21 protein-coding genes and 1 pseudogene are annotated in these 19,663 nt (G+C 39.3%); 9 read left to right on the forward strand and 13 right to left on the reverse strand.

The window, feature by feature from the left end; all coding sequences use genetic code 11:
• Nucleotides 1-32: 32 nt before the first annotated feature.
• Together MCQ_RS03070 and MCQ_RS03075 are read left to right on the forward strand one after the other, a co-directional pair.
• Nucleotides 33-308: a DUF4164 domain-containing protein gene (locus tag MCQ_RS03070; protein WP_006923470.1), complete on the forward strand. Its 276-nt coding sequence runs from the start codon at nt 33-35 to the stop codon at nt 306-308.
• A gap of 12 nt (nt 309-320) precedes the next feature.
• On the forward strand, nt 321-698 hold the full coding sequence (locus MCQ_RS03075; protein WP_006923471.1) for a cell division protein ZapA: 378 nt from the start codon (nt 321-323) through the stop codon (nt 696-698).
• A 633-nt stretch (nt 699-1,331) separates the two neighbouring features.
• On the opposite strand, the pseudogene MCQ_RS03080 reads toward MCQ_RS03075, so the two are convergent.
• The 8 genes and pseudogenes from MCQ_RS03080 to MCQ_RS03105 form a co-directional block, all read right to left on the reverse strand.
• Nucleotides 1,332-1,573, reverse strand: a pseudogene (locus MCQ_RS03080) (pyruvate kinase alpha/beta domain-containing protein); the annotation flags it as partial.
• Between the two features lie 244 nt (nt 1,574-1,817).
• Nucleotides 1,818-2,606: an ABC-2 family transporter protein gene (locus MCQ_RS03085; RefSeq protein WP_006923477.1), complete on the reverse strand. Its 789-nt coding sequence runs from the start codon at nt 2,604-2,606 to the stop codon at nt 1,818-1,820.
• Nucleotides 2,590-3,414 (reverse strand): ABC-2 family transporter protein, encoded by an 825-nt coding sequence (locus tag MCQ_RS03090; protein WP_244595349.1) that lies wholly within the window; start codon nt 3,412-3,414, stop codon nt 2,590-2,592. Before MCQ_RS03090 ends, MCQ_RS03085 begins: the two co-directional genes overlap by 17 nt.
• A complete protein-coding gene (locus MCQ_RS09570) occupies nt 3,389-3,643 on the reverse strand; it encodes a hypothetical protein (RefSeq protein WP_006923482.1) in 255 nt (84 codons plus the stop codon). The genes MCQ_RS03090 and MCQ_RS09570 overlap by 26 nt, the downstream gene beginning before the upstream one ends.
• A gap of 2 nt (nt 3,644-3,645) precedes the next feature.
• Nucleotides 3,646-3,954: a P-loop NTPase family protein gene (locus tag MCQ_RS09575; protein WP_006923483.1), complete on the reverse strand. Its 309-nt coding sequence runs from the start codon at nt 3,952-3,954 to the stop codon at nt 3,646-3,648.
• The gene (locus MCQ_RS09785) at nt 3,947-4,408 is read right to left on the reverse strand and encodes an ATP-binding cassette domain-containing protein (RefSeq protein WP_006923484.1); all 462 of its coding nucleotides are present in this window, start codon (nt 4,406-4,408) and stop codon (nt 3,947-3,949) included. The genes MCQ_RS09575 and MCQ_RS09785 overlap by 8 nt, the downstream gene beginning before the upstream one ends.
• A gap of 929 nt (nt 4,409-5,337) precedes the next feature.
• Nucleotides 5,338-6,774 (reverse strand): pyruvate kinase, encoded by a 1,437-nt coding sequence (pyk, locus tag MCQ_RS03100; RefSeq protein ID WP_006923485.1) that lies wholly within the window; start codon nt 6,772-6,774, stop codon nt 5,338-5,340.
• A complete protein-coding gene (locus MCQ_RS03105; protein ID WP_006923486.1) occupies nt 6,771-7,304 on the reverse strand; it encodes a DUF1036 domain-containing protein in 534 nt (177 codons plus the stop codon). The genes pyk and MCQ_RS03105 overlap by 4 nt, the downstream gene beginning before the upstream one ends.
• Nucleotides 7,305-7,542: 238 nt before the next feature.
• Between MCQ_RS03105 and MCQ_RS03110 the strand changes: the two genes are divergently transcribed.
• A complete protein-coding gene (locus tag MCQ_RS03110; RefSeq protein WP_006923487.1) occupies nt 7,543-7,800 on the forward strand; it encodes a DUF2312 domain-containing protein in 258 nt (85 codons plus the stop codon).
• A gap of 239 nt (nt 7,801-8,039) precedes the next feature.
• The gene (locus tag MCQ_RS09445; protein ID WP_006923488.1) at nt 8,040-8,177 is read left to right on the forward strand and encodes an RING finger protein; all 138 of its coding nucleotides are present in this window, start codon (nt 8,040-8,042) and stop codon (nt 8,175-8,177) included.
• 298 nt (nt 8,178-8,475) lie between these two features.
• Here the strand turns inward: MCQ_RS09445 and MCQ_RS09335 are convergent, their stop codons facing one another.
• The gene (locus tag MCQ_RS09335; RefSeq protein WP_006923489.1) at nt 8,476-8,631 is read right to left on the reverse strand and encodes a hypothetical protein; all 156 of its coding nucleotides are present in this window, start codon (nt 8,629-8,631) and stop codon (nt 8,476-8,478) included.
• Between the two features lie 686 nt (nt 8,632-9,317).
• Between MCQ_RS09335 and rimJ the strand changes: the two genes are divergently transcribed.
• Nucleotides 9,318-9,881, forward strand: a complete 564-nt coding sequence (gene rimJ / locus MCQ_RS03115) for a ribosomal protein S5-alanine N-acetyltransferase (protein ID WP_006923491.1) — start codon at nt 9,318-9,320, stop codon at nt 9,879-9,881.
• Nucleotides 9,882-10,168: 287 nt separating this feature from the next.
• Here rimJ and MCQ_RS03120 read toward each other — a convergent pair whose 3' ends face one another.
• From MCQ_RS03120 to MCQ_RS03130, 3 genes are all read right to left on the reverse strand, one after another.
• Nucleotides 10,169-12,025, reverse strand: a complete 1,857-nt coding sequence (locus MCQ_RS03120; RefSeq protein WP_006923492.1) for an ABC-F family ATP-binding cassette domain-containing protein — start codon at nt 12,023-12,025, stop codon at nt 10,169-10,171.
• Nucleotides 12,025-12,417: a hypothetical protein gene (locus tag MCQ_RS03125; RefSeq protein ID WP_006923493.1), complete on the reverse strand. Its 393-nt coding sequence runs from the start codon at nt 12,415-12,417 to the stop codon at nt 12,025-12,027. Before MCQ_RS03125 ends, MCQ_RS03120 begins: the two co-directional genes overlap by 1 nt.
• 73 nt (nt 12,418-12,490) lie before the next feature.
• A complete protein-coding gene (locus MCQ_RS03130) occupies nt 12,491-13,150 on the reverse strand; it encodes a thiamine diphosphokinase (protein ID WP_006923494.1) in 660 nt (219 codons plus the stop codon).
• 136 nt (nt 13,151-13,286) lie between these two features.
• Between MCQ_RS03130 and MCQ_RS03135 the strand changes: the two genes are divergently transcribed.
• Nucleotides 13,287-14,813, forward strand: a complete 1,527-nt coding sequence (locus MCQ_RS03135; protein WP_006923495.1) for a M48 family metalloprotease — start codon at nt 13,287-13,289, stop codon at nt 14,811-14,813.
• A 200-nt stretch (nt 14,814-15,013) separates the two neighbouring features.
• Here MCQ_RS03135 and MCQ_RS03140 read toward each other — a convergent pair whose 3' ends face one another.
• Entirely contained in the window at nt 15,014-15,925 is a 912-nt protein-coding gene (locus MCQ_RS03140) for an RNA polymerase factor sigma-32 (RefSeq protein WP_006923497.1), read from the reverse strand.
• Nucleotides 15,926-16,477: 552 nt separating this feature from the next.
• Here MCQ_RS03140 and MCQ_RS03145 point away from each other — a divergent pair.
• From MCQ_RS03145 to MCQ_RS03155, 3 genes are all read left to right on the forward strand, one after another.
• A complete protein-coding gene (locus MCQ_RS03145; protein WP_035007930.1) occupies nt 16,478-18,046 on the forward strand; it encodes a hypothetical protein in 1,569 nt (522 codons plus the stop codon).
• A 19-nt stretch (nt 18,047-18,065) separates the two neighbouring features.
• A complete protein-coding gene (gene fdxA, locus MCQ_RS03150; protein ID WP_004857785.1) occupies nt 18,066-18,404 on the forward strand; it encodes a ferredoxin FdxA in 339 nt (112 codons plus the stop codon).
• Between the two features lie 307 nt (nt 18,405-18,711).
• Nucleotides 18,712-19,296 (forward strand): CarD family transcriptional regulator, encoded by a 585-nt coding sequence (locus MCQ_RS03155; protein WP_006923499.1) that lies wholly within the window; start codon nt 18,712-18,714, stop codon nt 19,294-19,296.
• The last annotated feature ends 367 nt before the right edge of the window (nt 19,297-19,663 follow it).

Below are 19,663 nucleotides of genomic sequence, written 5' to 3' on the forward strand. Positions count from 1 at the left end.
AAGGATAAAATCACGCATAAGGATATAACATCATGAACCAAGAAACTCAGGTTCTACAACATGCTTTAGAACAACTGGAAAAAGCACTAAGAACCTTAGAGATCACCATTATAAACCGCAACGCTGTTATTGACAAGAACAACGAATGGGAAGAAGAAATTCAAAGAATGAACGCTGATCGTAGCCGTCTTGCCCAAGCTCTTGATAAAGCCGAAGCCCATGCAGAGCGGCTAGAAGCAGTAAACAAAGAAGTTTCCAAACGTTTAATTAAGGCGATGGAAACAATTCGTGTCGTAATTGATAGATAAAGGTTTAAAACCATGGAAACCGTTTCCGTCACAATTGATGGTAAAGTTTATCGTATGGCTTGCGATAAAGGACAAGAAAGTCATCTTATTAAGCTTGCCGCTCGATTGGACCAATATATCGCACATCTGAAGACAAATTTTGGTGAAATCGGTGATCATCGTTTATCGGTTATGGCTGGTATTATGATTATCGATGAAATGGAAGAAATAAAACGAGAAAATAAAAAACTACAAGAAGATTATGAAACCCTTTTGCGACTCCATAACGAAAGAGATCGTACTATGGGAAGAATTATGCGAAACACAACGGAACGAATTGAAAAACTCACACATCAATTACTCAAAGATGATCAAAACAGTTCTCATTTTCAAGAACAAGAAAATCTATAAACACGTATCAGTTCTTTAAAAAAATGCTATAATGCTTAAAAGCCAGCATAATCAAGCATAATTACACCCACACCGTTGTGAAAATCGTGTAAATTGCAAAAGCGAGAAGCAAACGAACTGCACTCTAAGAAAAAAAGAGCACTGTGCATGCCTCCCCTAACCTGCGATAGCCACAACAAAAACTTCTTTCTGAGAATGATATAACGCAAAATCCAGCGGACGCTGCCATTTTCACATTTATGAAGGTATCAACCCAGCACTCATCATGATATAAGCACCCAATGTTACAGCTGTTCTTAACGGGAAACAATTCATAACAACCCTCTTTATGCCTTTCGCAAACGTTTTTTTATTCACAGATCAATCTTTTTTATGACACGCAAGCAAAGGGTTTTGTGATTTTGAATACAAAGATTTGAAATGAGAAAAACTTTCTGTATTTGCAACTCTCATTCAAATTGAGAAAAATTATCATTATAAATCAATATATTAACTGTGTAATCGACAAAGATTTGCAAAAAATGATGTATCATAAAGATTCCGGTTAAAATTTTCTGCTCCATCATAAGTGCGATTTCTTCAAAATCAGAGACCAGATGCCGATTCCAAAGACAATATTACAATATCAATTCCCTATAAGTCTGCATAGAGATTTTGATTAAACACCTTTTGTGAAGCGATACGCAAGAAGCTCAAAGCACCAGGTGTATCAAGGGGAACACCTGCTGTTACAAGGAACTGATCGCCTTCACAACAAAAGCCTTCTTGAAAAGCAAGGGCCGCAGCACGATCAACCATATTCTCCAAATGCCGTGCATCTTGCGCAACCACACAAATAGAAGCCCACAAACTAAGCTCAAGCGCCGCGTTATTTCCAAGATAGAGAATAAAGTAAAATTTCTTGACGCTTTTCTTTGGCATCTCCAGAAGAACTCAAAGGATACATCATATCATAATTAAGTCTTGAAGAATGTTCAGTCCAATATCCCTATATCATCAAAATATTCATTTTAGAGGGATTTATAACGTTTGACTCCCAAGCACCTTCCTCCAAAAGAGCGGTTTTTGAAAATATTCCATAACCTTCTGCTTTATTCCAGCAACCATGCTGATTTCATATCATCCACCCAATCCATTAAACTTCCTACTTGTTTTTTTGTAGCCCATAAAAGTCATAGCGATGGAAAGAAAAGTACTTAACAGAAGATATCCAATATCCCATTCATTTTTACCAAGCAACAATGACACGGGTAAGGAGGCAGAAAAAGCCATTGACAGTAAAAACAAAAACCATTTCACAATGCTTGAGGGATAAATTGCAATGGGGATAAATGAAAGTTCATAAACCATTGCATAAAAATATTCGACTGGCATCTTACGATTGGTAACAAACGTTATAAAATTGAACATCATGCAAAAACAGATGTTGACGATAAAAACACAAACCATTGCAACGATAAAAGAACACCATCCAATCGTAATGCTTGACAAATCGGGTAATGATACAAAGAAATACGCACTCACACAAAGAACACATAAATTTATCAGACGAAGAGGATTGCACCAGCCAACCAGCATGAATACCCAGATTGAAACAGGCTTTATCAGATATGATTCAACTGTACCACTCGCGACTTTTTCAAAAAATATTCGAATAGAATTAGTAAAAATACTTAAAAACACTCGGAGTAAAACGAAGAGAACAAAGATAAGATGAATTTCATCTCTGCTATAGCTACCGATTCTTCCTGAAAAAGAAGATATTTTATCAATAAATATGAATTGAATAAAATAATAGCAGAGAGAAAGAAGAAACTCCCCAATCAAATTTTTACCGTAAACAATTTGTCGGTGTATATTCATGCCAATAAAATGAATAATTATCTTCACCTCAACCACCCGCTCCATGATACGCTTGCATTCCCTTTTTCCAGAAAACATGAATAAAGAATAAAAGAAACAAAATATAAAAAACACTGCCCACAAGGAACTGCTGAAAAATCACCAAATCACGCGTTGCAAGAAACTGCGCAGGAGCAGAGATCATAAAACAATAAGGATTAAACTGCATAAGCGGAATAAGCCACGTGGGCCAAAAAGAAGGTGGCAAAAGCACACCACCAAGAAGAGCCGAACTAAGGATACTGAAAGCGAGCAATATATCATACTCAAACACCCAGAAAACCAATAATGAAATTGCGAAGGAGAGGAAAAAACAAAGCAATTGTGATAGAAAAATAAGGAGAAAAAATAAGAGAAAAGAGAGTATTAATCCCAGAAAATTTTCATAAGAGAAAAAAAGCTTTACAGTAAAGATCATAATTAAAGGAGTAGCGTATAATACACTCTCATCCAAAAAGGTAAACAGCATTTGTGTCATGTAACTGAATGGTTTTGTGAGAATAACTTCTAATTTACCTTCTTTAACATGTTGAGAGAAAGACTGAATTAAACCATAACCATTATTTAAGCGTGATAAAACTAAAGCAAAGGCATAATAATACATCATATCATGAAAGCCAAAACCGTTTATGGTGCTACCCATATCAGAAAAAAGTGCATTCCATAACATGAGTTGAATAACGAATGGCGAAAGAGTCCCCATGACACAATCAGTAAAGAACATTGCCCTGTCATTGACGAGTGTAAGTAATCCATTCTTGGCAAAAAGAAACATGCCAAAGCAATTGTTAGATAAATTCTTTAAATTTAACACGGAGCATCTCTTCAAGGGAAGGAGTGGACACAGAGAATGTACAGTCCAGTTCGGTTGTAATTTCGCGTATAAAAGATGCACAATCATCACGGAGCAGAGACACTTCTACCAAGCACTCTTCAGCATTAAAGTGCTTATCTTTTAAAGTAACGAACAATTTCAACGCGATCTCATCAATTCTCTTTACCAAAGCTGAAAATGCAGCCGAATTTTCACAAAAAAGCGTCATTCTCACCAAAGAAGGAACCACATTTTAAGCGCATTCATATTGCCGTGAAACTGTTTTTTTCCCTTATGCAAGAGAATAATATCGTCGACATATCCATCAATATCACCCATATCATGACTTGTGATGATATAACCAGTGCCGCGCTCCCTTTTCAGTTTTTTAAGGAGCTCCCTGATTTCATGCTTTGATGTAATATCAAGACCAATGGTTGGCTCATCGAGGAACAGCAGTTTAGGTCTAAAAGAGAGATTAAACGCCAATTCGCTTTTTACTCTTTCACCCAGACTAAGCATCCGCACTGGCTTATCCATGAATATGTTCAAGACCCAGTAACTCAGCGATCTCTTTAAGATCACGGATAAAAGAAGCGCGTTCCAGATCATATAATGGTTGGACCATATCAAGGCTGTAGCGTAAGGGTAAATCCCACCACAAACAATTCTTGTGACCAAAGACCACACCCAAAGACTTAAACAGATCTTTCTTCGCTTTATAAGGATCAACACCAAGGACTTTAACAGACCCCTCATCAGCACATTGTATACCAGAAAGTATTTTAATCAGTGTCGATTTACCCGCTCCATTAGGACCAAGTATTGCTAACGATTGCCCTGGAAAGAGGGTAAAACTCATATCTTTCAACACATGATGATTTTTATAAACCGGCTTAAAAAGAGAAACCACCTTGTTCCTAAAACCAATTCCTCTGTCTATGTTGCGATATATTTTTGATACGTTGTTAAGGTCAATCAATGGCAATGCCATCAGCCTCTCCTCTTGTTAACTGATATCCTGTTTTCACATACCCATAATCTTTGAGTAGCTACTCTCGTTCACTGGAAAATAAACATACCCAAATCGTCCTTATGGCAATCAAACGCATCTAACACCTTATCTCCAACTTTTGTTATGGCGTGTTTGTTCAACAGAATGCATTCGCTTAAGTGAGAAATTCACATACTGAGTACTTAAATCAGATATTCTTTGAAAAATTTGTTTTTGAAATTCACGAAACGCAACCATCATGTGATTTATATCGTTTGGTAAACGACCCCCTCCCGTTCTTTGTAAAGAACCGTAATTTTAACAAACCGAATACGGGTCTTCACGCACTTTTCCACGGAGTCAGATCTTTAACAGTTCCATAATTGAGATCATTTTTTACGCGTTTAAGCTCTCCAACGCTACGCACATAAGTAAAAAGAAACAGACCTGTCCGTTTTGCATTTTCTTCTCTGTTTTCTTTTTCATTAAAAATGCATCAAACACTTAATCTCAATTTTCCCCTCTTAAATTGTCGATGTCCTCAAACCTTTTAGAACAAGATGCAATGAACATTTATACGATTAACCTCTTGCTCACACCTTACAGAATAAAAACTCCCACCCCCTCCAATCTGTAATTAGATTGGTTGCTTCTCAAGGAGCTTCCATAATTCACCACTGATATAATTGATTTCATCGGCTTTACAGGCAAATCCTCCCCTCAATATCGTATTCGAATTTACGTTTCTATACTTGGTTGATACAAAAGTAAACTGAATACAAAGAGAGAGACGACATACACTTTTCATATGAAAGATGCGCCTTATATCACCATCTTTAAAAAAAATAATGCTACAGCATTACAAATAAAGAGCGATAATGAATCTATTCAAATGCTCACGACAAGAGCCTCATTCCAACAGGATTCCGTTAAACCGCCTTTTTCCTATTTCTCAAGACAGAAGCGATACGCAAGAGATTCGTAGCACCAGGTGTACCAAGGGGAACACCTGCTGTTACAAGGAACTGATCTCCTTCACAACAAAAGCCTTCTTGAAAAGCAAGGGCCGCAGCACGATCAACCATATCCTCCAAATCCCGCGCATCTTCCGCGACAACACAATGAAGCCCCCAAACTAAGCTCAAGCGCCGCGCTGTTTCCACGATAGGGGATAAAGCAATAATGGGTGTGTTTGGACGCTCACGAGAAGCCCGCACACCCGTTGTGCCTGAGGCAGTGTAAGCAACAATAGCTTTTAATTGAAGCGTTTCAGCGATCTGACGTGCCGCAAGAGAAATCGCATCTGTCCCCGTTGATTCTGGTACAGGATGTTGTGCACCCATTTGAGCCTCATAAGTGGGATCTTGTTCGATTTGCCTCGCGATTCGGTCCATCATAAGCACCGCTTCTTCAGGATAAAGACCAGAGGCCGATTCAGCAGACAACATCACAGCATCACTCCCCGCATAAACTGCTGTAGCGACATCAGAAACTTCTGCCCGTGTCGGGACAGGTGATTTAATCATTGATTCGAGCATTTGCGTCGCCACCACGACGGGCTTTCCTCCTAAACGACAAGCTTTTATGAGTTCCATCTGAAGTGCAGGAATCCTCTCTAATGGCATTTCCACACCGAGATCTCCCCGTGCAATCATGATTCCATCGGAAACATTAATAATTTCCTCTATATGCTCTAAGGCTTGAGGTTTTTCGATCTTAGCCATCAAAGACACTTTGTTTTGCGTCAACTGACGCACCGCTACAATATCTTCTGGACGCTGGATAAAAGAAAGTGCAACCCAATCAACAGGTTGTTCCAAAACTGCATGAAGATCAGCCTTATCCTTTGACGTCATTGGACCAAAAGGCAGAACCGTATCGGGAAAACTGACTCCTTTTTTATCAGAAATACGGGTTCCAGCAACCACACGGCACTGAACAGAATGACCATCACTTACCTCAGCACACAGTTCCAGTTTTCCATCATCAATCAACAACCGATCACCGGGTTTGACAGCGGCTAATACTTGCGCATGCGGGAAAAAAACACGCTGGGCATCACCAAGAACATCACGATCATCCAATGTAAAGTTTTGCCCAACATGCAAATCCTCTTGACCTTTAGCAAAACAACCAACGCGCAATTTTGGTCCTTGTAAATCCACTAAAATGCCGATTGGTCGTTGAACGATTTTTTCGACCTGTCGGATTCGCTGCACCAAATCACACATAGTTTCATGATCCGTGTGGCTCATATTCAGACGAAAAACATCTGCTCCTGCCCTAAAAAGCTTTTCGATCATTGCACTGGAAAAAGAAGAAGGACCAAGAGTAGCAATAATTTTTACTTTACGTGCACGCTTCACTGTGGAGAAACTCCTGAAAAAGTAGGAGGCTTTATAACCGAATCATTTAACAAAGAAATATCTGTCAACTGCACCATCCAACTGGTTTGATTGCCTGTATCAATTTCTTTAAACGCAGCCTTCTGATACCCCCGGGGGAAACAATCATGAACACCTTGAATAAGAAATTGGCTATCTTGCACACACATGGTTACAGAACCTGGCCAGCTGCCTTTTTTCTGTGCACCTTCTGCATAAAAATAATAAAACCGTGAAGAAAGAGGCCCTTCGATCAAGGTTTTACATCCTGTAACTGGCACCATCCACCACCCTTCGCTCACCCAACCTGAAAGCGTACGATAGCCAAGGGCGACACCAACAGGCTGTTGGGTCGAATTACAAACGCGGAAATCAGCTTTTGCAAAATCAACAAGCGGAAACAAGAGCAGAACGCTCAAGAGAAAAATCCTAAATCCTCTCAGAAACACCCATTTCTGTTTTTTGGCAACCACAAAACCACCTTTATGCTGTAAGCCCTTAAAACAAAACATACATCTCTTTTCTTCTCTTCTTTTTTAAGAACCTTCCAAATGTATAGAGGTATATCTTTATTCTTTTCTGCTTCTTATTGCCCTTTTGTCAATGCATAAGCTTAAAATTTTACAAAATATTTAAAGTCAATTTGTAAAAAAAGTTTACAGCTTGATTCACTCCTTGTTTTCAAGCTTCCTCAATATAACTTTATCGTCGAAAAACAGTTTAACACAGAGACTCTGGAGAAAAATACAAATGGACACAGTAACCGATCAAACACATACTATATCCGTAAACCAGTTGCGTGCTTTTATCGAACGTATTGAACGGCTAGAAGAAGAGAAAAAAACCATTTCTGATGATATTAAAGAAGTTTACGCCGAACTTAAAGGTTCTGGTTTTGATAGTAAAGCTGTTCGGAGTATTATACGGTTGCGCAAAAAAGAAGATCATGAACGAATGGAAGAAGAAGCGATTATCCAACTCTATAAAAATGCGCTTGGGATGAGTTAACGCAAGAGTGTTTTTTTCACAGAAAAGTTCGGTTCCAACACTCTTCTTCTTTTTGCATACAAGAATTTTCCTTCTCTTGACAGCACTCATAACAGTACTGTCAAAAGTTGTATAAGCGAAAAAAACATAGAATGAAAAAAGAAAAAGTCATCCAGTTCTATCAATGCCCATTAAGGTAAGTTAATGCTAACACCATTGAGAACATGGAACATTTTCTCAAAATGAAGAGGGAATGAAAAATGCAAAAAATAAATACTCCACTTGCTCTTCTACCAGAAATTTTAGCAATTTGTGCAGTTTGTAACGATAATATCCGCAATATGTCATACAATTTTGGAAAGGCTTCCTTGAAGACTTATAAGCTCTCTTGCCTCTAGAAATATTCCTCTATTTCAATCAATCGTTGAGATGTGACATAAGGAAACAGGTGGGTATAAAGACATTATGCAATACCATGGCTGCATTTTGTACAAATCAAATGGCAAAAATGAATGCGCTGATGGATATAAAACCGTGAAAGAATTCACTCTGAAACGGGTTAACAAGCTGTTTAAGAGAGTATTATAAAAACGCAAACAACTCGAAAAAGCATCGTGATAATTCGACATAAGTTACGCAATCATTCAGGTAATTAAATATTAAACTGTCACAAGACAATAAATTCATAAGAGTGAATTAAACAAACGGCATGCTGAGCATTTGAAATTTACTCGCATGAACGATATCGGCGATAATTGTACCTATATATATTTTAAAAACACTCTGATGAACGAATAAATCAGACACAAAAGAAAAGCCATAAGCAGCAATAAGTGCATCGTTTATACGCATAAAATAAACTTATCCATTAAAGTATCACGTGAATAATGCGCGAGTTTTTTTACGAATGAGGGGAAGGAGATTTAAAAATATAAGAACCACAAATAAAGTGTGATGAAAAGCGACTATACGTTATCAATATTACTTCTGCTTAATTTAAATTTTTGCTCGCGTTCTACCGCTCCTGCATAAAGGTTATTGTTTTTGATAAGGTTTGTTGTTGACTTGCCAATTTTTTGAGGATAATTTTATCAAAAAAACAATAGATTGATTTATAAAGATAATTCATCATTTTGCAACTTGAATGAGCACCGTCAATACAGTACGATTCTCTCATCTCGAACCCTCTTATAGTGAACCAAACAAAACTATTCATTTTTCCGTCACAAGAGGGGATGGTATGTGGGTAAAAACTCTTAAAGAAAGTAGCAAAAACCTCTCATGAACGCTCTCAAAAGCAAAAACTGTCGCAACATTAGAAGCTGGCAAAAAGTATGATAGCGTTAAGCTTGCACCTTCAAAAGCGTAAAGATGATGGAACACAATAACAATGGCTTTACCGTTATACCGTTCACGGACATCATCGTGAGGGAAACTTGATTGCCTTGAGAGATGCCTCTTTAAAAAAAGAAGTCTTTAAAAAAATCAAAGGGGAAGTGTACAAATCCGCACATTTCATTATCGGAGGAGAGAGAACTATGGCAATCCAAACAAAACGAACAATTTCCACATTGATCCGTTTAGAAGACGCGAGTGAACTAGCTTCCTATTATCTGCGCAACGCGAACTTTCATCAACCTTTCGAACCAGAAAAATCTGATGATTATCACATCCTCACAGCTTGGGAGGCACGCGCAAACGCGTTCACTTGTGAGAGTGCACAAGGGCAAGCATACCGCTATGCCGTACGATTAAAAAATGAGAACACAATCATTGCTGTCGTTAACTTCACAAATGTCGTGCGTGGTGTTTTTCAAGCCTGCCATCTTGGCTTTTCTCTTGATGAAAAACGACAAGGCAAAGGCTTCATGTTGGAAATTTTATCGGCTCTGATACCCCATATCTTCCATTTTTATCACCTCCATAGAATAATGGCAAACTATATGCCGGAAAACACCAGAAGTGGCATTTTATTGCAGCGTCTTGGTTTTGAGAAAGAAGGATATGCGAGAGATTATCTGATGATTTCCGGCCAATGGAGAAACCATATTCTAACCTCCCGCATTCATGATGCATATGCACTCGCCAAGAAACCAGAATAAAGCATACTGAAACATTTTCACCAGAGATGAAAAATCTTAGTATGTGAACCTTATGAAATTCAAAAGATGTTTCTTTTTCACTGTCTTCATACATTCAGTATTTTTCACTATCCTCGCACAAGAATTCAAATTCCAAGGATCTTCTTCCCTTTGTGCAAAGATATTTTTCTTCTCCAGTACATGCACTCATCTCATAAAGAATGATGCCAAAACAGACATAAAGTGAAAGAGAAACAATCACAACAATCTGTAAAAATCCTCTCGAGAAGAATGAACGCTAGAGCGCTTTATGGCTTCGCACCCTCTATATCTTCACGTAAAATTTCAAGTTCCAACCATTCCTCTTCTTTTTGCGCACAAAAATTTTTCTTCTCTTCCAGCACTGTTGATAAATGCTCAAAACGCTCTCTATTCTTACAATAGAGCGTTGGATCAGAGAGTTCTTGTTCAATTTCTTTAATTTCATTCTGCAAAGCAGCGATTTGCTCAGGCAATTTTTCCAATGCATAAACCTGCTTATAAGATAATTTGCGTGACTTTGTTTTCTCCCGCTCCATAAAGCCACGATTTGGTGATAAGAGATGTTTTGCATTCTCCTGTACAAGAGACTTTGACAGCTCTTTGCGCTGTGACAATTCTTTACGCGCGTACAATGCGTCTTGTTTGCTTTGTGCCATCATATCGCTATAGCCACCAGCATATAAAATCCAGCGACCATCACCTTGGGGCGCCAATGTATGGGTCACGGTTCGATCTAAGAAATCTCTGTCATGGCTAACCAACAAGACTGTCCCGGCAAAATCAGCAATAAATTCTTGCAAAACATCCAATGTTTCCATATCCAAATCATTGGTTGGTTCATCGAGAATCAAAAAGTTCGCAGGTTGTGAAAGAAGCCGTGCAAGCATGAGACGAGCTCTTTCTCCACCTGACAATTCTTTAATGGGTGTACGCACCTGTTCGGGTAAAAACAAAAAATCCTTCATATAAGAAACGACATGCCGCTCTTGCCCGTTGATCAAAAGAGTCTCGCCTCTACCATCCGTTAAATACTGTGCTAAAGTTTCTTTTTCATTTAAAATACGTTGTTGATCAAGCAGCGCCATGGAGAGGTTATAACCATGCCTCACCGTGCCACTATCAACCGCCTCCTTGCCGATCAGAGCGGAAAGCAAGGTTGTCTTTCCTACACCATTGGGACCAACCAGACCAATCCTATCACCACGCTGAACGCGCAAAGAGAAATCTTTTACCAAAACGCGCTCGCCATAAGATTTTGAAATTCGCTTTGCTTCTAGCACCAATTGGCCAGAATCGTGACTTTTAGCAGCTGCCAAAAGCGCACTTCCAAGCGGCCCTTTAGTGGTTTGATGCTGCTGTCTTAGTTCTTTTAACGCTGCCAAACGCCGCACATTACGCTTACGTCGTGCGCTCACGCCATAGCGCACCCATTGTTCTTCACGTGCAATCTGTCGTCCTAATTTGTGCTGCTCTAGGGCTTCCTCTTCAAGAGCCTTATCGCGCCAATTTTCAAACTCTAAAAAACGCTTTTCCAGTCTTTTTGTCGTACCCCGATCAAGCCATACTGTGGAACGCGTAACATTTTCTAAAAATCGCCGATCATGGGAAATCACCACAATCGCACAACGTAAAGAACATAAAACACCTTCAAGCCATTCGATGGTTGGTAAATCGAGATGATTGGTTGGTTCATCCAAAAGAAGAACATCTGGTTTTGCAGCAATTGCTTGCAACAATGAAACGCGCCGCTTTTCACCACCAGAAAGCGTCGCCAACTTCTCGGTTCCTGAAAAACCAAGATTTGCCAAAAGTGTGTTTATCCATTGTGCATCAGGTATAGCATCAAGACCAGCTTCCACAAAAGTGCGAATATCTTCAAACCCTGAACACTCAGGATTTTGTGATACATAACGGAGCGTCGCCCGCGGATGGCGAAAAATTTCGCCCTCATTTGGTTCACTTATTCCAGCGGCAATTTTTAACAGCGTTGATTTTCCACAGCCATTACGGCCCACGAGTGCAACACGCGCCCCTTGCTCTACCGACAGAAAAGCTTGGTTGAGCAAGGGAGTTTTTCCAAAGGTTAGGAAAATACGCTCAAGCCGCAGCAGCGGCACCGCCATTAACGAACACGTCGAGGACAAGGTGCCTGATACACTGCACCTCTTCCATCACGGTAAGTACACAATTGTGGCGCTACTTTGTGATGGCAAGGCGCTTGGTATATCCGACCTCTATGTCCACGATACGTACACATTGATGACTGTTGGGCAACCTGAGACTGTTGTCTTTTCTGATTTGCAGCAACACCTGTTACTGACCCTGCAAGAGCACCAAATGCTGCACCTGTCAATGCTGCTCCAGGAGTACTTCCAGCAATTGCTGTTCCTGCCAAGGCCCCTATTGCGGCTCCTCCTACACCATAACGTGCAACCCGTTGATCGTTAACAGTACAAGCTGCTGAACTTAAACCAATGGCTGAAACAACAGCCACTTTCAAAATTGATTTTAACATATAAAAACTCTCCTTCTCGAGACCAAAGTATATCACTCATGTCAGCACTTAAGTCACTATGCCCCCCCCTACCTTACTCAAATCTACTGGAAGAGCTTTGCGGAATAGGTACAGACGCAAGCAATATAGCTTTTCCAGAACATAAATGACAAGAAAAAGTTCCACAAACACGGTTAGACAGTGTTAAAGAAGATCCAAATGGTACATTTTTGCCATAAATTGGCCATTTTACGCCAGAGAGGGTTAATCCCTGTAGGTCAGAAAAACCGATAATACTAAAGAGAAACCCCTCAGGTAAATCAGCGCAAAAAGGCTTTGGTAAAACCGGCCACCCTTCCTCAAAACCGCTGGTTAATAACACTGAAATGTCTTTTTCGGCCATCACCAGTGCTTGCGTCATATGAGAAAGGCTATGATCACTTCTTTCACCTCCAAAAGCACCACACAAAATCAGCCGTTTGGCACCCTTTTGCAGAGCTCTCTCACATGCCAGTGCACTATCGGTCATATCTTTATCAGAAGGAAAAACCTCACGGGGAATGTCATCATATTTGCCTATTAAAGTCTGATCAGAGGAATCAAAATCCCCCAACCATAACTCAGGCACAACATTCAGTGCTTCGGCATGACGCATTCCACCATCGGCAGCAATCACTCGGCTATTGCGAATTTGATTACGCAAACGATCGGTGATACAAACATCTCCGTTTAATAATATTGTAAATGTTGTCATGACAGACACTGCCTTTTTCGTAATGCTTTCTTTTTAGGTCATTTTTTTATAAATTCATCTTTTTATAAATAATAACCGTGATAGAGCCAAAAGAATCCTTTCCAAAAAGCTTTTTTATTGTAATACGAAGATACCGATGAAATTTGTCAAAATACCAACAGAAAACAAAGTGCATACTGATCAACACCAAATTTTTCAACGAACATTCTTTTTTCGCACCAAAATGTATAAAGCATCTCTTTTAAGCCTCATGCTTTTGCTTTTCGCTTGTCATACGGGTCACGTTCCAAATGATATGCTTTCCTCTTGCAATTCTTCTGCAAGAATGAACCACGCCGAGAGGAACGATATCTATGCTTCATTAAGTACTACACACCATCCGCATATTTTACGAATATATGGCGGTGCCTATCATGATACAAAACTTGAACGCATGTTAGCAGATATTGTGCATAAACTCACTGCTGTGTCACAAAACTCTCACCAAACCTATTCTATAACAATTCTAGACTCCGAAAGTGTTAATGCATTTGCTCTACCAGGCGGCTACATTTACTTAACCCGCGGCATGCTAGCATTGGCTAATGATTCTTCAGAAGTTGCAGCAATTTTAGCCCATGAAATAGCCCATATCACTGCCAATCACGGCATTTTACGCCTAAAAAAAGAAGCCGAATTGAAGATGACAGAGTGCATGTCACAAAATTTTCTCTCTCACGCCAAACGTTACAATACCCTTAGAGACAAGCGACAATTTGCACAATTTTCACGCAATCAAGAACTACAAGCCGATTCAATTGCGCTCGAAATGCTCAAACAAGCTGGGTTTGACCCGTTCGCTTCACCGCGCTTTCTCCAATCCATGGAAGCGTATAGTGCCTTTCATAATATCTCAGATACCACAAATGCTTCCCTAGATTTTCTAGCAACACATCCAACCACCCCGCAACGGATTCGGCTTGCGATAGAAAAAGCGCGTAAAATCAGTACAACAAACATTGGAAAGACTGATCGTGATTCTTTTCTCAAAAACATTGATGGCATGATTTTTGGAGGCAGCTTTCACACAGGCTTTATACGAGGAAACCAATTTATTCACCCGCAATTGCGTGTAACTTTTTCCGTTCCAAATACTTTCACCATAGAAAATTCAGTACACACTGTCTGGGCCAGTAGCCCAGATAAAATTGCTATTCGTTTTGATGCTGTACCGCACCCTGCCGAAATATCTGCAAGTGATTATTTAACAAGCGGATGGGTTGTAGGACTGGATAAATCCTCTGTTCGCCCAATCACGATTCAAGGTCTGCCTGGAGCGCATGCGCGCGCTACCAATGAACAATGGCAATTTGATGTAGCTGTCATTCTGTTCAACAAACACATCTTTCGCTTCATTACTGCTGCCCCTCATAATTCCGAAAACTTTGCAACTGTTGCCAAAAACACGCTACAAAACTTTCACCCTCTTTCATCATCACAGTTAAACAAGCTGAAACCCTTGAGAATCCGCATTGTACGCGTTAAAAAGGGGGAAAGCATTGCAAGCTTGGCCAATAAAATGCAAGATACCGCGCACAAAGAAAAATTGTTTCGTATTCTCAATGCGCTCGCACCAACCCAAACTTTATCCGCAAGGACACATGTCAAAATTATCACGCAGTAAAAAAGCAATCTTGTTCATCATTTTCTGCGCTCTTGATTCGCTTATGTCCTCACTTAAATTACTTCTGCACTTTTCAATATTTCTCGCATTGATCCATTCATTCCTTTAAAACCAGCTTCTCAGCTTCTAAAACCAGTTTTATTGTGCCCCCTCATACACATATGCACTCTCAACTTTTTCCCGAACAGCGCTCACTTAGCTTACACATCATAAGCATCTGCTGAATGAGCAGTAAGCAAAGCCGAACGCAGCTTTTGCAAAGCCCGTGCTTCAATTTGACGCACCCGCTCTTTTGAAATTCCCAATTTTTCACCCAAAACTTCTAAAGTAGCGCCCTCTTCATTAAGGCGGCGGAAACGAATAATTTCAAGTTCCCGTTCATTGAGAATTTGCAGCGCATCATAAAGCCATTGTGCCCTTCGTTGACCGTCAATCACTTGCTCAATTAAAGCATCAGGAAGAGGACTATCATCGACAAGCGCATCCATTTTAGCAACAGGATTATCACTGTTCTCAGAAACAGCAACACTCAATGAATTATCAGAACTAGAAAAACGGAAATCCATCGTTTCAACATCACGAACTGAAACGCCAAGTTTTTCAGCGATTGTACGAAAGATATCTTGTTTTGAAAGAGCACTATCATCCTGCACCAGTTTCGCCCGCAAACGCCGAAGATTAAAGAAAAGCGCTTTTTGCGAAGAACTTGTCCCTCCTCGAACGATTGACCAATTTCGTAAAATATAATCTTGGATAGAAGCACGAATCCACCATGTTGCATAAGTCGAAAAACGCACCTCCCTATCAGGCTCAAAACGTGCAGCAGCTTCCAATAGCCCTACATAGCCTTCTTGTACCAGATCCCCCAGTGGCATTTTGAAACGTTTAAAACGGTTAGCAATTGCAATAACCAAACGCATATGAGCCGCTGCAATTTGATGCATGGCATCATCATCTCGTTTGTCTTTCCATCGCAGAGCCAAATCATGCTCTTTTTGTCGTTCAAGATAAGGCGCTTGCATAGCAGAACGCATCATATTGCGTCCCAAACTTTTGTCTGCATCGCTATAATTTTTGCTGTTTTTATAAACAGCATTTGAAAGATTACCCATAATAACCCCTTGCGATTAAAATTATCAAAGTTGATTTGGCAACGACATCACCGTTCTTCTTCAAAGAACGTATAAGTTGTTTGTTTTTACACGCACTACTTTAGCGTGTATTTTTATAATCGCAATCGTTTTTTTATTGTCATGGTAAAACTTATTGTCATAAAGACATAGTTTCACTCACAAAATGACAATATAAATACGCTCTTTACCCCAAGAAATACCGGGAAAAACTTTGTCCTCATTTCTTCATAACAAGCTCGTAAAAAAAAAAAACAAGCAAACAAAACAAATGCTGTTTTTTTGATTGTCGGCTTACTTGCCTTTTGCATAAAGAATTTATTTATGCTTCCAGCTATACAATACAACCATTGCGCGAAAATATACATAAAACATCCAAAATGTATGAAAAAAGGAAACAGCTAAAGTTAAAGCGACAAAAAAACGACAAGAATGATTGAAGAAAACGCAACAAACGTGTTAAAGGAGCAGCACAATTATGCAATTGTCGGGAAGAAGCTTTTTACCAGTCTCGCACTGAGAAAGAAAATGATCATGGATAGCAAGATTGTTCAACAGAATGATATTTTTCAGGATGATATTCTTATTGAAAAACATGGAAATGGCAAGTTTGAAGGTTTTCGTTTTTATGCTAACAAGAACAATACGGATCAAGCTGCTGATACACAAATTTTAGCAAATAATGAAAATTTGATTCTTGCTTTTTCCAAACGTGCAACGCGTTTTTGTGCTTGTGCCAATGGAGATTTCACCCTCAGTTCTGATGGAATTGTGCGCTGGATTGGCCAACCCGTAGGGCAACTTGTTGCAACAGAAGATTTTTTAAAACCCAAACTGATTGTTTTAGCAGATACGCAACTAACGGGAGAAGCACGCGATAAAGTGGTGAATCGATTAGAGCGTTTTGTCACTTTTCATTTTGAAACAGCTTTAAAGCCACTCTTTGATTTGCGCAATGCCGATAATTTGACGGATTCAACAAGCAGTCTAGCCTTACGACTTGTCAACTCTTTAGGAATAATACCTCGGCGAGAAATAGCTGAAATTATTAAAAATATTGACCAAGAATCGCGTGCGGTGCTTCGGAGGTTAGGTGTTCGTTTTGGCGCTTTTCATATCTATGTTGCAGGGATGATTAAACCAGCTCCCGTTCAGGCAATTACGCTGCTGTGGAATCTTCAAAATGAAGGGCATGACCAAAATGGCTTGAGTGAAATTTTTGCAGCGTTATCTACTGGACGAACCTCTTTGGTTGTGGATCCTACTTACAACCGCCAATTTTATCAGTTAGCTGGTTATCGTATCTTAGGGCAACGTGCTGTAAGGATTGATATTTTAGAACGTCTTGCTAACCTTATCCGCCCTACACTTCATTGGAAACAAGGAACTGAACCCAAACCCGATGGAGCCTATGATGGCAAAAGTTTTTTTGTCACCCCAGCAATGATGTCTATTCTTGGTGCCAATGGAACCGATATGGAAGAAATTCTAAAGGGACTTGGTTACCAATCGCATGCCATAAGCAATGCTGTTCTTGAACAAAATCTCCTTGCACAAAAAGCCTCTACTGATACAAATATAGCGGCACAAGATATTCCTGCAGCAGAATTTATTGGCGACCAATGGCAAACAATATGCACATTGGAAACAACACAGGGAGAGAAAGAAGCTTTACCCACTTCTGTTGAAACACAGGCCGATACCAGAGATTGTTTACCGGCAGCTGAACCTGTTGGTGATTTTGCCAAGCAAAAACGCGTTGCAGCAGAAGATAAAGTTGTTTTACTATGGCGTTATAACCCTCACTTTCACCACCACACACAAAAAAACCGTGATAAATCTCGACACAAGTGGCAAAACAAACAGAGAAAGGCTTTTAAAAAAGGAGCAAATACAAATGAAGACAGCTCTCGAGAAGCCACATCACATAACAAAAACTCTTACAAGTCTAATAAACAGCACACCAAACGCACGAATAATCAATCATCTGCAAGGATACGTCCCAATTCCGATTCTCCTTTTGCAAAATTAGCTGCGCTACGCGATCAACTCATAAAAGATAAAGACAAAAACGCACATCCTCTTTCTTCTAAAGATCACTAAATAGAAATGGAGTTCGATCTTGGCTTATGTAGTAACTGACAACTGCATTCATTGCAAATATACTGATTGCGTTGAAGTTTGCCCTGTTGATTGTTTTTATGAAGGTGAAAATATGCTTGTCATTCATCCCGATGAATGTATCGACTGTGGTGTATGTGAACCAGAATGCCCAGCGGAAGCCATTAAACCTGACACAGAGCCAGGGTTAGAAAAATGGCTAGAACTCAATCTCCATTATGCCACCAAATGGCCTAATTTAACCACTCGGAAAGACCCTCTTCCTCAAGCAAAAGAAATGGATGGCGTTCCAGATAAATTAGAAAAGTATTTTTCAGAAAATCCAGGAAGCGGCGAATAATAATGATACAACGCGCACCATGTGTTTTCAGAAATTGAGATCTTTTTCTTGTAAAAATAAAAATTCCTGAGTGAAATGATTGATTCTTCTGAATTTTGATGTTAATGTTATTTTAACATGATCATCTTTCTAAGTATTGTGCTTGCTTTCTTATTGTAGAGCAAGGTATTTTTTGTTGGATTTAAAAGTACTTAACTTTTATGCTCATTAAATTAATGTAATATACTTGGTCAAAGAACATTCAACGTTCAGGCTTTTAGCCTGTTTTCCGGTACATTTGTTGGTCATAAAGGGAGTAAATTAAAATATGGCATCCCAACATGGAACTTCCTCCAATGTTAAAGGGTTTTCAACCTCTGAATATATCGTCTACCCTACCCATGGAGTAGGACAGATTATAGCGATTGAAGATCAAGAAGTTGCAGGACACAAATTAAAACTTTTTGTTATTCATTTTGCTAAAGATAAAATGGATGTTAAAGTACCAATTGCAAAAGCCATTTCCGTTGGAATGCGCAAATTATCGGCTGTTGATTCTGTTGAACGTGCATTAAAAATTTTGCATGGAAAAGCACGGGTTAAAAGAACCATGTGGTCACGCCGCGCTCAAGAATACGATGCTAAAATCAATTCAGGAGATCTTATTTGTATCGCTGAAGTGGTACGCGATCTTTTTCGTTCAAACCTACAGCCTGAACAATCTTATTCCGAACGCCAACTCTATACCGCTGCTCTTGACAGAATGGCACGTGAAATTGCTGTTATTAATAGTCTTTCTGAAACAGAAGCTATTAATCTCATAGAGATGCATCTCTCGAATAAACCAAAGCGTGAATTTAAAAGTGAGAGAAATAAAGCAGATGCAAAAAGCGAAGCTGTCTGTGCTGCATAATTGATAATAAGATTTTGATAAGAGAGTGAAACCAGCAAAAGCTGGTTTTATTTTTATGAATAAACCTTTAGTGATAGAAGAATATTTGAGAAGAAACCCTCAAAGTTCTGCATAGCAACACTATATTAGTGAAATTAATACGATATTGAGTGGGAATGAAATATGCAATTCCATATCTTATGATAAAATTGATTTTTTTACTCTTCCTTTCATCTACCAAATATGCTTTCTTAAAAACGTTATTGAGGAAAATAACCCAATTAGCAAGCTTATTTGCCAATCTATCTCATTGATATGGATAAAAAGAGAACTCACTCCCCCTCACAATACACTCCACACAAAGGGCCAAAAAACAGCTTCAAGTTAC

Origin of the sequence: Candidatus Bartonella washoeensis Sb944nv (assembly GCF_000278135.1) — a bacterium.
In the GTDB taxonomy this organism is placed as follows: domain Bacteria; phylum Pseudomonadota; class Alphaproteobacteria; order Rhizobiales; family Rhizobiaceae; genus Bartonella; species Bartonella washoeensis.

Coding starts and splice junctions, on each gene's coding strand:
- MCQ_RS03070 (WP_006923470.1), top strand. CDS start 33: ATGAACCAAGAAACTCAGGTTCTACAACATGCTTTAGAACAACTGGAA.
- MCQ_RS03075 (WP_006923471.1), top strand. CDS start 321: ATGGAAACCGTTTCCGTCACAATTGATGGTAAAGTTTATCGTATGGCT.
- MCQ_RS03085 (WP_006923477.1), bottom strand. CDS start 2,606: ATGGAGCGGGTGGTTGAGGTGAAGATAATTATTCATTTTATTGGCATG.
- MCQ_RS09570 (WP_006923482.1), bottom strand. CDS start 3,643: ATGACGCTTTTTTGTGAAAATTCGGCTGCATTTTCAGCTTTGGTAAAG.
- MCQ_RS09575 (WP_006923483.1), bottom strand. CDS start 3,954: ATGGATAAGCCAGTGCGGATGCTTAGTCTGGGTGAAAGAGTAAAAAGC.
- MCQ_RS09785 (WP_006923484.1), bottom strand. CDS start 4,408: ATGGCATTGCCATTGATTGACCTTAACAACGTATCAAAAATATATCGC.
- MCQ_RS03105 (WP_006923486.1), bottom strand. CDS start 7,304: ATGTTTTGTTTTAAGGGCTTACAGCATAAAGGTGGTTTTGTGGTTGCC.
- MCQ_RS03110 (WP_006923487.1), top strand. CDS start 7,543: ATGGACACAGTAACCGATCAAACACATACTATATCCGTAAACCAGTTG.
- MCQ_RS09445 (WP_006923488.1), top strand. CDS start 8,040: ATGCAAAAAATAAATACTCCACTTGCTCTTCTACCAGAAATTTTAGCA.
- MCQ_RS09335 (WP_006923489.1), bottom strand. CDS start 8,631: ATGCGTATAAACGATGCACTTATTGCTGCTTATGGCTTTTCTTTTGTG.
- rimJ (WP_006923491.1), top strand. CDS start 9,318: ATGGCAATCCAAACAAAACGAACAATTTCCACATTGATCCGTTTAGAA.
- MCQ_RS03120 (WP_006923492.1), bottom strand. CDS start 12,025: ATGGCGGTGCCGCTGCTGCGGCTTGAGCGTATTTTCCTAACCTTTGGA.
- MCQ_RS03125 (WP_006923493.1), bottom strand. CDS start 12,417: ATGTTAAAATCAATTTTGAAAGTGGCTGTTGTTTCAGCCATTGGTTTA.
- MCQ_RS03130 (WP_006923494.1), bottom strand. CDS start 13,150: ATGACAACATTTACAATATTATTAAACGGAGATGTTTGTATCACCGAT.
- MCQ_RS03135 (WP_006923495.1), top strand. CDS start 13,287: ATGAAATTTGTCAAAATACCAACAGAAAACAAAGTGCATACTGATCAA.
- MCQ_RS03140 (WP_006923497.1), bottom strand. CDS start 15,925: ATGGGTAATCTTTCAAATGCTGTTTATAAAAACAGCAAAAATTATAGC.
- MCQ_RS03145 (WP_035007930.1), top strand. CDS start 16,478: ATGGATAGCAAGATTGTTCAACAGAATGATATTTTTCAGGATGATATT.
- MCQ_RS03155 (WP_006923499.1), top strand. CDS start 18,712: ATGGCATCCCAACATGGAACTTCCTCCAATGTTAAAGGGTTTTCAACC.